This window comes from Enterococcus sp. NBRC 3427, assembly GCF_007996925.1.
GTDB classification, from domain to species: domain Bacteria; phylum Bacillota; class Bacilli; order Lactobacillales; family Enterococcaceae; genus Enterococcus_B; species Enterococcus_B lactis.
This window is the reverse complement of record NZ_BJLL01000015.1, coordinates 38,215-50,718: the sequence shown is the minus strand read 5'-3', so window position 1 is coordinate 50,718 and position 12,504 is coordinate 38,215. Positions and strand designations below refer to the sequence as shown.

General features: G+C 38.5%; 12 protein-coding genes. 7 read left to right on the top strand and 5 right to left on the bottom strand.

Features of this window, described 5'->3' with window-relative positions; genetic code table 11:
- Positions 1–360 precede the first annotated feature (360 nt).
- On the top strand, positions 361–2,184 hold the full coding sequence (locus ESP02_RS05440; protein WP_002294202.1) for an APC family permease: 1,824 nt from the start codon (positions 361–363) through the stop codon (positions 2,182–2,184).
- 96 nt (positions 2,185–2,280) lie between these two features.
- Here the strand turns inward: ESP02_RS05440 and ESP02_RS05435 are convergent, their stop codons facing one another.
- The 5 genes from ESP02_RS05435 to ESP02_RS05415 all read right to left on the bottom strand — a co-directional run bounded on the left by ESP02_RS05435 (position 2,281) and on the right by ESP02_RS05415 (position 6,537).
- Positions 2,281–2,958 carry an ABC transporter permease gene (locus ESP02_RS05435; RefSeq protein WP_002329722.1) on the bottom strand — a complete coding sequence of 226 codons (678 nt, stop codon included), beginning with the start codon at positions 2,956–2,958 and terminating at the stop codon, positions 2,281–2,283.
- Entirely contained in the window at positions 2,955–3,872 is a 918-nt protein-coding gene (locus ESP02_RS05430) for an osmoprotectant ABC transporter substrate-binding protein (protein ID WP_002374232.1), read from the bottom strand. The genes ESP02_RS05435 and ESP02_RS05430 overlap by 4 nt, the downstream gene beginning before the upstream one ends.
- Positions 3,869–4,510 (bottom strand): ABC transporter permease, encoded by a 642-nt coding sequence (locus ESP02_RS05425; RefSeq protein WP_002293405.1) that lies wholly within the window; start codon positions 4,508–4,510, stop codon positions 3,869–3,871. The genes ESP02_RS05430 and ESP02_RS05425 overlap by 4 nt, the downstream gene beginning before the upstream one ends.
- 3 nt (positions 4,511–4,513) lie before the next feature.
- On the bottom strand, positions 4,514–5,689 hold the full coding sequence (locus ESP02_RS05420; protein ID WP_002294192.1) for a betaine/proline/choline family ABC transporter ATP-binding protein: 1,176 nt from the start codon (positions 5,687–5,689) through the stop codon (positions 4,514–4,516).
- Positions 5,690–5,808: 119 nt separating this feature from the next.
- Positions 5,809–6,537 (bottom strand): GntR family transcriptional regulator, encoded by a 729-nt coding sequence (locus tag ESP02_RS05415; RefSeq protein WP_002325215.1) that lies wholly within the window; start codon positions 6,535–6,537, stop codon positions 5,809–5,811.
- A 202-nt stretch (positions 6,538–6,739) separates the two neighbouring features.
- Here ESP02_RS05415 and ESP02_RS05410 point away from each other — a divergent pair, with 202 nt between their 5' ends.
- From ESP02_RS05410 to queA, 6 genes are all read left to right on the top strand, one after another.
- Positions 6,740–8,476 (top strand): class I mannose-6-phosphate isomerase, encoded by a 1,737-nt coding sequence (locus tag ESP02_RS05410; RefSeq protein ID WP_025478477.1) that lies wholly within the window; start codon positions 6,740–6,742, stop codon positions 8,474–8,476.
- 16 nt (positions 8,477–8,492) lie between these two features.
- Positions 8,493–8,939 (top strand): PTS sugar transporter subunit IIA, encoded by a 447-nt coding sequence (locus tag ESP02_RS05405; protein WP_038398368.1) that lies wholly within the window; start codon positions 8,493–8,495, stop codon positions 8,937–8,939.
- 17 nt (positions 8,940–8,956) lie between these two features.
- On the top strand, positions 8,957–9,442 hold the full coding sequence (locus tag ESP02_RS05400) for a PTS sugar transporter subunit IIB (protein ID WP_002374238.1): 486 nt from the start codon (positions 8,957–8,959) through the stop codon (positions 9,440–9,442).
- Positions 9,443–9,492: 50 nt separating this feature from the next.
- Positions 9,493–10,344, top strand: a complete 852-nt coding sequence (locus ESP02_RS05395; RefSeq protein WP_002325219.1) for a PTS sugar transporter subunit IIC — start codon at positions 9,493–9,495, stop codon at positions 10,342–10,344.
- A 12-nt stretch (positions 10,345–10,356) separates the two neighbouring features.
- The gene (locus tag ESP02_RS05390) at positions 10,357–11,172 is read left to right on the top strand and encodes a PTS system mannose/fructose/sorbose family transporter subunit IID (protein ID WP_002374239.1); all 816 of its coding nucleotides are present in this window, start codon (positions 10,357–10,359) and stop codon (positions 11,170–11,172) included.
- 173 nt (positions 11,173–11,345) lie between these two features.
- A complete protein-coding gene (queA, locus tag ESP02_RS05385) occupies positions 11,346–12,377 on the top strand; it encodes a tRNA preQ1(34) S-adenosylmethionine ribosyltransferase-isomerase QueA (RefSeq protein WP_025478479.1) in 1,032 nt (343 codons plus the stop codon).
- Positions 12,378–12,504 lie beyond the last annotated feature (127 nt).

Here is a 12,504-nt window from a genome sequence, read left to right as displayed (position 1 = left end):
AACACCGTGTACCAAGAGGTTGTGAAAAAGCTGTTCTGCAGTAATAAGAATGACCAAACAAAAAAACAGCTTCACATTTCTCTTTCAAAAGTTAAGATATAAAAAAGGATAGAACCTGATTTTCTAAGTCAAGTTCTATCCTTTTATTATAGAATTCAAAGAAAAAGCCCATAAAAAAATGTTAGATTTTTGCTGTATTAAAGCGTTTGAAAAAGCGCTTGATATTTTTCTGTTTTTTTCCAATTATTTTCTTAAAGTTTATTGACTTTTAAGGCCAGTGAGCGTACTATAACATCTTGTTTACTATAAATTTTCGACTATAATACTTGAAGTAAAATTGCGTGTAAAGGAGTTTAAAAATTGGATTACTTAAAAAGGTTGTTAGTAGGTAAGCCTTTAAAATCTGCTGAAAATGATGAGCACAAATTAACCCGTTTTGCTGCTTTGGCATTATTGTCGTCTGATGCGTTATCATCTATTGCATATGGTACGGAACAAATCGTTGTTGTTTTAGTCGCTTTGTCTGCTGCAGCTATCTGGTATTCGCTGCCCATTGCCGCTTTTGTTATTATTTTATTGATTTCCTTAACGCTATCATATCGTCAAATCATCCATGCTTATCCTCATGGCGGTGGAGCATATGTCGTTAGCAGTGAGAATCTTGGGAAGAATGCGGGCTTGATTTCCGGTGGCTCTTTATTGATCGACTACATGTTGACGGTAGCAGTATCTGTCTCAGCAGGTGCTGAAGCAATCACATCAGCGGTGCCAGCATTATACGGGCATCAAGTTGCTATTTCTGTGACAATCGTTTTACTACTGATGATGCTGAATCTTCGTGGTCTGAGAGAATCTGCATCGTTCCTGTTATTTCCGGTGTACACATTTATCCTTGTGATCTCGTTGCTAATCGTTGTTGGGTTATATAATATCGTGACAGGTGCTGTGCCATTGCAAGCTACTGCGCTTCCAGGGGCGGCTGTTCCAGGGGTTTCTATCGCCTTGATTTTACGAGCATTTTCTTCTGGTTCCTCCTCTTTGACTGGGGTTGAGGCTATCAGTAATGCCGTACCATTCTTCAAAAAGCCAAGAGCCAAAAATGCCGCTGCCACATTGACGATGATGGCATTGATCTTAGGTTTCTTCTTCGTTGGAATCACATTTATCAATTATTGGTATGGAATCGTTCCAGAAAAAGAAGTCACTGTTTTGTCTCAAATCGGTAAAGCTGTCTTTGGACATGGTATTTTGTATTACGTCCTTCAATTTGCTACAGCGCTGATTTTAGCCGTTGCTGCCAATACCGGTTTTTCTGCTTTTCCAGTTCTTGCATACAATTTGGCAAAAGATAAATTCATGCCCCACATGTATCAAGATCGTGGGGATCGACTAGGCTATTCCAATGGGATTATCACACTAGCGCTAGGTTCGATCGTGTTGCTGTTTATTTTCCATGGCTCAACAGAACGCTTGATTCCTTTATACTCTATCGGCGTGTTCATTCCATTTGCTTTATCTCAAACAGGGATGGTCGTCAAATGGAAAAAAGAAGGAAAAAGATGGTTAAGCAAATCGATTGCTAATATTACAGGGGCGTTCATCTCATATGCAATCATTGCGATTTTGTTCGTCTATCGGTTAGGGGACATTTGGCCTTTCTTCATCATCATGCCAATCGTTATGTTCATTTTTTATAAGATTCATGATCATTATAAAAAAGTGGCAGAACAGCTTCGTTTAGAAAATGATGCAAAACTACATGACTATGACGGAAATACCGTTCTTGTATTAGTTGGGAATGTGACACGGGTGAATATCGGTGCATTGAATTACGCGCGTTCGATCGGTGATTATGTCGTTGCGATGCATGTTTCGCTAGACGAAGATGTCGAAAAAGAAAAAGAAATCGAAGCAGAATTTAAAAAGCATTTCCCAGATGTCCGTTTCTCAATCGTCCATTCTTCTTATCGCTCGATTGAAAACCCAATTATCCGGTATGTAGATATCGTAAGTAAAAATGCAGCGAAACAAAACTATACAACTACTGTGCTGATTCCTCAATTTGTACCAAATAGACGTTGGCAGAATATTCTCCATAACCAAACAAGTTTGCGGTTAAGATTGCGATTGTCTTGGCGTGAAAATATCGTTGTCAGCACCTATAGCTACCATTTGAAGAAATAAGTCCATCAAGAATCTGGACACAAAGTAGTTTATTGAATATCATTTAAATAAAAAAGGTCGTAGCGCTCAAGCGCCACGACCTTTTTTTGTCTTGATTCATTCTGTCTGCGATTTTTTTGAAGCAGGATCTAGCCGTCTTTCCAAAATACCTAAAAGCCAGTCTGTGATGATCGCCATTAATGCAGTTGGCAATGCACCGGCTAAAATAATCGATGTGCCATCTGTTGCATTGGTTCCTCGGATAATGATATCTCCAAGACCACCAGCACCGACGAATGCACCGATCGCGGTTATCCCGATGGCAACAACTAACGCGTTTCTTATGCCTGCCATGATAACAGAAACAGAGAGTGGTAACTCTACCATGAATAGTCGTTGTCTAGCAGTCATCCCCATGCCTTTGCCGACATCAAGGATATTTTTGTCTACTTGGATCATCCCGGTATACGTATTCTTGATAATGGGTAACAAGGAATATAAAAATACAGTAACAATCACGACATTGACTCCTAGACCTAATCCAATGATCAGAATGGAGATCATGGCTAAGGAAGGAATCGTCTGGATGATATTCGCCAAACGAATCACCCAGTTTGCTAATTTACGTCTCCTAGAAATCATGATCCCGACCGGAATCCCGACAACTGCTGCAAAGAGGACACCATAGATAGAAATCAGGAAGTGACGGATAAATTGTGCAAAGATATAGGAGCCATTTTCCTGGAAATAATAGAAAAATTGTTGAAAGACATTCATTTTATCCAATTGCTTCACTTCCCTTCAAAATAGTGGTTTTCTTGTAAGAAACGTTGTGCTACTACTGATGGTTCCACTAGATTATTATCTGCTTCGTAGTTCAATTCCTGCATTTTTTCCGTACTGATGGTATGACCTAACTTATTTAAGGCTTCTTTTAAATGAGGCGTATCAGCTAATACCTTGTTGTCTACAACTGGAGCAGCATCATATGGTGGGAAGAATTGACGATCATCTTCCAACATGACTAGATCATAACTGGCAATCCGTCCATCCGTAGAGTAGCCAAGAACAATATCCATTTTACCTGCTTCGACTGCATCGTAAACAAGTCCAATCTGCATGGGTAATATCGAATTAAAAGAGAAGCCATAAGTTTCCTGGAAGCCGTCGTAACCGTCTCCTTTACGATTGATCCAAGAAGTATCTACACCAGCTACTAATTCATCCGCTACATTTTTCAGATCGCTGACTTTAGATAGATGGTATTTTTTTGCGGTGTCTTTTCGAACAAGAAAGACATACGTATTTTCAAAACCATAGGATGGGAACCACGTTTGGTCATATCTTTTCTCAAATTCATCTTTCACGATTTCAAAAGCTTTTTTCGGATCTTTTTCAGGAGGAAGATTCAATGTAGTGGTTAAATCTGTTCCTGTGTAGCGAGCTGCTGAAATCGAAGCATCTCCGTTCATCATCGCTTGGTGGTTGATAGTTGTAGTAGCCAGATTGTTGATGATCGCTGTGTTTTTATCTGTATAATGTTCAACCATCCCGGCAACTAGGCTTGCTAAGATCTGAGCTTCAGAAGTGATCCCACCTGTGATCGAGATGGTGTCTTCATCTGTATTGCTGGCAAGTCCAGGGAAGGAACAACTCGCAAGTATAAGAAGAGAGAAAAGAACCATGGTCATTTTTAGTATACGTTTCATTCTTCATTCTCCTCTCTAAGCGCGATCGGTGTCAGCCGGTGTTCCAAGAGACCTAGAAGCCAATCAGCCAACAGTGCTAAAATCGTTACAGGGATCGTACCTGCCAAAATGAGATCTGGTTGGTAATTATTCAGTCCACTAAAAATCAAATCACCTAAACCACCAGCCCCGATATAAGAGGCAAGGGTAGCCCATGCAATCACGTAAACGGCAGCTAAACGAATGCCGGCCATGATCGTTGGCATAGCAATAGGCAGTTCGACGGAAAAAATGGATTGGAACTCAGTCATTCCCATCCCTTTTGCCACATCCCGATAATTCCAATCGACATTTTTCATCCCGATATACGTATTTCGTAGAATTGGCAATAATGAATAAATAAAGAGAGCGATGATCGCAGGTAATTTACCTACGCCAAATAGCGGGATCATCAATGCCAATAAAGCAAGAGAAGGGATTGTCTGTAAGGCGCTGGTTAAGCCAATCACAATCGTAGCAGCTTTCGGAAAACGTGTCAGTAAGACACCAAGCGGTACAGCAATGATGATACCAATGATCAAAGCAAGTCCTGAAATATAAAGATGTTCAAAACCTTTTGAGAGAATTTCTGAACCGTGCTGATGAAAAAACTGCTGCATAGGTCAGACCTCCTTAGATTCTTCAGGAGTAGCTGACTCTGCAACATCAGTAGTTGCGGGGTCTTCTCCCCAAATCACATCGTAGACAATATCCACTAATGATGCGCGAGTCAAGATACCTACGACTTTGTTCTGTTCATCAACGACCGGCACATATTTCAGCCCGCGTTTTAAAATGCGTTGCAAGGTATCACGAAGATAGGCGGATTCTTTTACGTAAAAAACATGTTTATTCAAAATGTCGCCTACGCTGGATACTTTTCCTCGTTTTTTATTCAACGTTTCTACATCGATAAATCCTTTTAATACATTCGAATTATCGGTAACTAACAACGTATCTACACGTTTTTCCCTCATCAGTTTGATTGCTTCTTGTAATGATTTTTCCGGTGTAATCGTGATTGCTGTATTTAGCATAACTTCTCCGACTCTTGTCGCATTTGGTTTTGCTTGTAGTAAGCGATCTTCTCCAATCAACTCTTCTACGAAATCGTTTGCAGGATGACGTAAAATATTTTCTGGTGTATCGAATTGGATCACACGACCTTCACTCATGATGGCGATACGGCTTGCTAGTTTAATCGCTTCATCCATGTCATGGGTTACAAATACGATCGTTTTTCCCAAGCGCTCTTGTAAATCTTTGACAAGGTCTTGCAAAGAATCGCGAGTGATGGGATCAAGCGCACCGAATGGCTCGTCCATCAAGATGATATCTTGATTCGCTGCAAGGGCACGAACGACTCCAATACGCTGCTGCTGACCACCAGATAATTCATGTGGGTAGCGATCTAACATCTCACGGGGCAATTCCACAAGATCAATCATTTTTTCAGCTGTTTTATTCCGTTCTTCTTGACTGACTTTCAACAATTTTTGGACAAGAGTGATATTTTCACGGATCGTCATGTGAGGCATCAATCCAATACTTTGGATAACATAGCCTATCTGACGTCGCAATTCCACTGGATCAATTTCTTGGATGGATTTTCCATCAATCAAAATTTTCCCTTGTGTTGGATCAGTCATTCGGTTGATCATCCGCATCGTCGTCGTTTTTCCGCTCCCGCTCGTACCGATAAAACAAATGAACTCACCCTTTTCAAATGAAAGATTGACGTCCTCTACAGCAACTTTCCCACCTTTATAAATCTTTGACACATTTTGAAATTCAATCATGGTGCCACCTCTTTTTCTATTTTCAATGAAGAACTATCTATTACTAGTATGCCTAAAACAATGAAAAAATACAAATAGGGTAGTTTTTTTATTTTAATTAGAGACATGATCGTTTCTTTTTAAGAAAAATCAATATAATAGCGATATTTGTTTCCAATGTAATAGCATTCGCTATATTCTCTGAAATCTGTTTCGAGTTGTTTGGTGATTCGTACTCTTTTTAAAATTGGTTCATGTTCTGTAATATTCAATACTTCCTGTATTTCTTTGTCTGGTAATATGGCTTCAATATATTCTTTCGATTGGTTTACTTGAATATGATATCGGTTCAATAGTTCGTAAAAGGAATCATAATAAGCCGAATCCTCTGTAGGAAAATCTGCTCGATATTTAAAGTAGGTAATGAAATAAACGAATGGCTTTTCATCAGCTGTAGTTGCACGAGTACGTCTCATGACCATTACTTTTTCGTCAGGACTCACGTTAAGGAGTTTTGCTATTTTTCGATTGGCTTTCTCAATTGAAATACTTGCATGAATCGTTTTTATTTCTTTACCTAATTCTCTCATTTCATCTGTAAAAGAGCGTACAAGCGTAAAATGTTCATCTTTTTCTGTTTTCCAATCCGTCACAAACGTTCCTTTTGCTCTTTTTCTTTCTACTAGCCCTTCATTTACTAAACTGTCGATAGCAGTTCGTACGGTAATGCGGCTTACATGGTAGGATTCACAAAGATTTTCTTCTGTAGGGATTTTCATACCTGTTACCCATTCTTCCATAAAAATCTTTGTTCGCAGTTCATCAGCAATTTGTGCATATAAAGGAATATTACTCGCTGTTTTTTTCATTTTTACCCTCCTAAAATAAATCATCATACTATTGTTATAACATAGTTTGGTTATTTTTATAATTATAACAAGCTAAGAAATAATGAGAATATATACTTGATTTAACGCTATTGTAATGAAATTTCATACATCAATACCCATTGTTATCATGGTATCTTAGCTATATAATCATAATGTAATGACAATAGAAAGGTTGTTAGAAATGAAATATAATTTGAAGCCAACTGTAGACGTCAGAAATAAAGGAAAAGCGATTGTAGGGTACAGAGCAATTATTGAAGAAATAAAAAGCTATCTAGGTAATAGAGAAGACGCAGTCATCGTTTTGGAATGCTATCCTGGAGTAAGAAAAGAAGAAATTGAAAACGATTTCCTTGGTGAGTTTCCAGAAATCAAAGAAAAAATCTTTATAGACGAATACGGATTGACAGTAGAGGAAGTTCAGAAAAAAATTCGAGATCATATCACAGAAGATCGAGTATTTGGTGTCTATTCCCATTATAATATCCAAGATTTTTATCCACCTGAACAATTGGAAGCAGCACGAGAACGATTAGCAGGTAAAGGATTAAAAGTCATCTATGGATTTGGTGCAAGTCTTCTTACAAAAGCAGATGTTCTTATTTCTATAGGGGTATCACGTTGGGAGATACAGCTACGTTACCGAAATGAACAAATGACCAATTGGAAAACCAATAATCCTGATGAAGAAGGAATCGGTAAATTTAAAAGAGGATTCTTTTTTGAATGGCCAATGGCAGATCGTTTACAGCATGGTATATATCCAATAATCGATTACTATATCGATACGGTCAAAACTAACCAGCCCAAAATGATCACTGGCAGTCAATACCGTCAGGCAACTGCTCAAATAGCGAAACAGCCCTTTCGTACAGTACCGTATTTTGATGAAAGTGTTTGGGGCGGTCAATGGATGAAAAAGAATTTTCATTTACCAGAAGACAAGGAAAATTATGGTTGGGCTTTTGACGGTGTTCCTGAAGAGAACTCATTGCTTTTACAATTCGAGAATGACATTGTTGAGATACCTTCACAAGTTGTGGTGGAGGAAGAGACAACTAATTTGCTGGGAGAGAAAGTACGAGCAAGATTTGGAAGAAAGTTCCCGATCCGTTTTGATTATTTGGACACGATGGACGGAGGAAACTTGAGTTTGCAAGTCCATCCTTTAACGGAATACGCTTTTGATAAATTTGGGATGCCTTTTACACAAGATGAATCCTATTACATTTTGGATTGTAAAGAAGGAGCAAAGGTCTATTTAGGGACAAAAACAGGAATAACCAAAGACACCCTGTTTAATGACTTGAAAAAAGCCAATCAAACTGGAGAAAATTTCGAAGCTGAAAAATATGTCAATGAAATCACTGTCAAAAAGCACGATCATTTTTCGATCCCAGCAGGTACCATACACTGTTCAGGGAAAAATACAGTTGTACTTGAAATCAGTGCCACACCGTATATCTTTACCTTTAAGCTTTGGGACTGGGGGCGTGTGGGACTAAATGGACTGCCTCGTCCGATTCATTTAGAACATGGGATTGAAAATATACAAATGGATCGAAATGAAGAATACATTAATGAACACCTTTTTACTAGACTGGAAAATTGTGAAAAGCTTGAAAACCAACAAATAGGAGTAACGAGTGAGCGTACAGGTCTAGCAGAGATTGAATTTATAGATAGTATCCGGCATTGGTTCACAGATGAGGTTCAGCTACAAACAAATGAAAGCGTCAATATGTTATGTCTAGTTGAAGGAAGCGAAATTCTTGTTTGCTCGAATGATAACACTTTCCAACCGATGGAAGTCCATTATGGCGAAACATTTATTGTGCCAGAAAGTGTGAAGGAATACACGCTAAAGGCAAAAGAAAAAGGCAAATTCGCAGTGATACAAGCGTTTGTAAAAATTTGACAAGGAGGGATCGTTTATGAATGCAGTCATTCTATTAGTTTCCCATGGACAACTCAGCATCGAATTAAAAAATGCCTATCAAATGATTGCTGGTAAGGCGGAGCATATTTTTGCATTACCTCTGACAGAAGAAGGAATCGAAACTTTCTCTAAGCAATTCCATTCTTTAGTCGAGGAAAAAATCAAAAATAATTATCTATTTTTATTCACAGACATCAAAGGGGGAACACCATATAACGAGAGTTATCGTTTGAAATTGAAATATCCAGAGAATATTGAAGTGATTTCTGGATTAAATCTTCCCATGCTTTTAGATATAGGTACGATGCTTTCGTTTGAGGAAAACGTAGACAAGGATACATTCACTTTGTACGCTCGAAAGGCTGTTGAAACAGCACAAAGTTCAATCGAACGTCTGCTTGATTCGGAAGTAGAAAATAATGATTTGGATGACTTTTTTTAATAACGGAGGGAAATAAAATGACAATCACATTAGCAAGAATAGATGACCGGGTTATACACGGGCAAACAATGACACGTTGGACGAAGCAATACGCTGTTCAAGGAATACTTGTAGTGAGCGACGAAGTGGCCAAGGATGAGTTAAGAAAAAAGGTTTTAAAAGCAGCAGCGGCAGAATTAAAGCTAGGTATTTATACAGTTGAACAAGCAAAGGAAAGTATCCCAAAAGCAGTAAAATCAAATAAAAATTTCTTTCTTATCACTGATTCTCCAGCTTATTTTGCGCAACTAGCAGAAGCAGGAATCGATTTTGGAAAAGTAGTAAATGTAGGACCTATTTCTGGCGGCACAGGTGCTATCAATGTGGCGCGTAATGTTGCGTTAACTCAAAACGAATATGATGCATTTGAAAAATTAGAAACTAGTGGGTATCGGGTAACTTTCCAATTGTTGCCAGATGATGAAAAAAAATCATGGGAAGTTGTCAAGAAAAAATACAATTAGAATAATTTTGATGTAGGCGAAGGATTATATTTTTTAAATGGGGGATAAAAATGGATATTAATTTACTACTTTCCGCTGCTTTAACTGGTATATTTTGTTATTTAGGAGCAGTTGATTCTGCACCCCTTCTTGGTGTGACAGGTGGTTTTTACGTTGTTGGCCGGCCATTAGTTGCAGGTTTTTTGACAGGGCTAGCCTTTGGAGATGTGAAAGCAGGTGTGTTATGTGGACTAGCCGTACAGGCAGTTTTTATAGCGAACTTATCTACTGGCGGTGCGACAAATAGTGAGATTACTTATGCATCATATGGTGGACTGGGACTCGCTTTGGCAACTACAAAGGATCCAGCAGTAGCGGTCACTTTAGCTATTCTTATAGGGCAAACATTCGGATTGATTTTCCACAACTCAAAACAGGCGTTTTTCTCTTTCTTCAATAATCGTGCACAGAAAGCAGCAGAAAATGCAGACGGTAAAGGAATTGTTTATAATCACGTTATCTATCCGCAATTAGTTATTTTCATCATTCGATTTCTTCCTGTAACTCTGGCTATTTATTTCGGTAAAGGGATGGTCAATTGGTTATTGAATAGTGTTCCTCATCAAATCACAGATATCATCGCTGTCTTAGGCGGTGTATTGCCAGCGCTTGGTGTTGCTATGTTGATGAGTATCGTAATCAAACAAAAAATACAGCTTATTTTCTTCTTTGCCGGTTTTGTGTTGATTGCATTTGCGAATCTCAGCACACTCGCATTAGTTTTTATCGCCGCTCTGATTGCCTATTTGGTTTACATCGCAACAAGTAACCAACAAAAACAACCATTGGCAGCTACAAATCTAGGGGCTGAAATCGATACATCTAAAGATGACGCAGCTTATGAAGATGAAGATATGTTCTAGGAGGAAGAAATAATGACTGAGAAAATAAAGTTAAGCAAAAAAGAATTACGTCAAATATGGATAAGATTTGCTATGACATCCTTATCCTCCTCGTCTTACGAAAAATTACAAGCACATGCGGAAGCTTATTCATTTTTGCCATTTGCCAAGCGGTATTATTCAGATGATCTGGAGGCACAAAAGAGACTTTTGGTCCGTCACTCTATGTTCTATAATACTGAACCGCAAACTGGACAGTTGATTAATGGGATCGTGACTTCACTAGAAGAATCTATCGCTAATAAGAGTGGTGTTGACGAGGAAATGCCGACTGCCATCAAGGCTACTTTGATGGGCCCGATTGCTGGGATTGGTGATTCGATTATTCAAGGTATCGTCATCCCGATTTTATTGTCGATTGCTATGGGAATGGCTAAAGATGGAAGTCCCATGGGTCCGATTTTTTATATGATAGCTTATTTCATGATTGGATTATTTATTAGTTATTTTTGCTTTATGAAAGGCTATAAACTTGGAGTAGATGCAATTGATGTGATTGTTGGAGAAAATTCAAGACACATCACAAATGCATTTAATATTTTGGGAATCATGGTTGTAGGAGGCCTATCTGCTAATTATGTAGCTTTATCAACGAAAATAAAATACATGAGTGGCGATGAAAGCGTCAAGCTTCAATCTGTTTTAGATGGTGTTTTTCCAAAAATTTTACCTTTGCTCATGGTTTTACTAGCTTGGTATCTTATTTCTCAAAAACATTTGAGTGCCGTAAAAGTGATTCTTATTTTAACGGGTATTACAACAATTGGAGTATTGGTCGGAATATTTTAAGAAGAGTCAGGCTAATGAAATAATAAATATATAGAATGGAATGAACGGATAGAAGCAATCGCCTCTATCCGTTTTTAGTTAGTACACAATATACTTGTAAGAATTCGTTTTTTGCCAACAGAACGAAAAACATGATAGAATGATGAAGCACATGATAGAAAGTGAGTGACGATATGTTAACAACAGAAGATTTTGATTTTGACTTGCCGGAAGAGTTGATCGCACAAACACCATTAAAAGACCGCGATCATTCTCGTTTACTTGTTTTGGATCGGAAAACTGGAGAAATGGAAGACAAGCATTTCCATGAAATCATTGAAGAATTACACCCTGGTGATGCGCTAGTCATGAATAATACACGAGTTCTGCCCGCTCGTTTATATGGAGAAAAACCAGATACTGGTGCTCATTTAGAAGTCCTTCTTCTAACGAATACAGAAGGAGATACGTGGGAGACATTGATCAAACCTGCGAAACGTGCCAAAGTTGGGACAAGAATCTCTTTTGGTGATGGCAGATTGCAAGCAGTAGTGAAAGAAGAATTGGAACACGGCGGACGGATCATTGACTTTGAGTATGAAGGAATTTTTCTAGAGATTCTTGAATCATTGGGAGAAATGCCATTGCCTCCATATATCAAAGAACGTCTGGAAGACCCAGATCGCTATCAAACTGTCTATGCGAAAGAAAATGGTTCTGCTGCAGCGCCAACAGCGGGATTGCATTTTACGAAAGAACTGCTTGATGAGATCGAAGCAAAGGGTGTTGAATTAGTCTATCTGACACTACACGTAGGGTTAGGTACATTCCGTCCTGTCAGCGTAGATAAGATCGAAGAACACCATATGCATAGTGAATTCTACCGTTTGACGGAAGAAGCAGCTGAACGATTGAATCAAGTACGTAAAAACGGCGGGAAAATCGTGGCTGTCGGAACAACTTCGATTCGAACGTTAGAAACGATTGGAACGAAATTCAATGGAGAAATCAAAGCAGACAGTGGATGGACCGATATTTTCATCACGCCTGGCTATGAATTCAAAGTGGTGGAAGCTTTCTCAACCAATTTTCATTTGCCAAAATCAACTTTAGTCATGTTAGTAAGTGCTTTTGCCGGAAGAGAATTGACATTATCTGCTTATCAGCATGCAATTGACGAACGCTATCGTTTCTTTAGTTTCGGAGATGCGATGTTCGTGAAATAAGGTTATGAAAAGCACTGATTTTTGAATATCAAAAAGTTTTACAAAGATTTAATGACAAAGAAAAAGCCGAGCTCTCGATAAGCTCGGCTTTCTTGTATCTCGGAAGGATTCAAATAAACAGAAATGA

Bases quoted from the DNA above. Each gene is read 5' to 3' on its own strand.
- ESP02_RS05430 (WP_002374232.1), bottom strand. From the start codon at position 3,872: ATGAAACGTATACTAAAAATGACCATGGTTCTTTTCTCTCTTCTTATA.
- ESP02_RS05425 (WP_002293405.1), bottom strand. From the start codon at position 4,510: ATGCAGCAGTTTTTTCATCAGCACGGTTCAGAAATTCTCTCAAAAGGT.
- ESP02_RS05420 (WP_002294192.1), bottom strand. From the start codon at position 5,689: ATGATTGAATTTCAAAATGTGTCAAAGATTTATAAAGGTGGGAAAGTT.
- ESP02_RS05415 (WP_002325215.1), bottom strand. From the start codon at position 6,537: ATGAAAAAAACAGCGAGTAATATTCCTTTATATGCACAAATTGCTGAT.
- ESP02_RS05410 (WP_025478477.1), top strand. From the start codon at position 6,740: ATGAAATATAATTTGAAGCCAACTGTAGACGTCAGAAATAAAGGAAAA.
- ESP02_RS05405 (WP_038398368.1), top strand. From the start codon at position 8,493: ATGAATGCAGTCATTCTATTAGTTTCCCATGGACAACTCAGCATCGAA.
- ESP02_RS05400 (WP_002374238.1), top strand. From the start codon at position 8,957: ATGACAATCACATTAGCAAGAATAGATGACCGGGTTATACACGGGCAA.
- ESP02_RS05395 (WP_002325219.1), top strand. From the start codon at position 9,493: ATGGATATTAATTTACTACTTTCCGCTGCTTTAACTGGTATATTTTGT.
- ESP02_RS05390 (WP_002374239.1), top strand. From the start codon at position 10,357: ATGACTGAGAAAATAAAGTTAAGCAAAAAAGAATTACGTCAAATATGG.
- queA (WP_025478479.1), top strand. From the start codon at position 11,346: ATGTTAACAACAGAAGATTTTGATTTTGACTTGCCGGAAGAGTTGATC.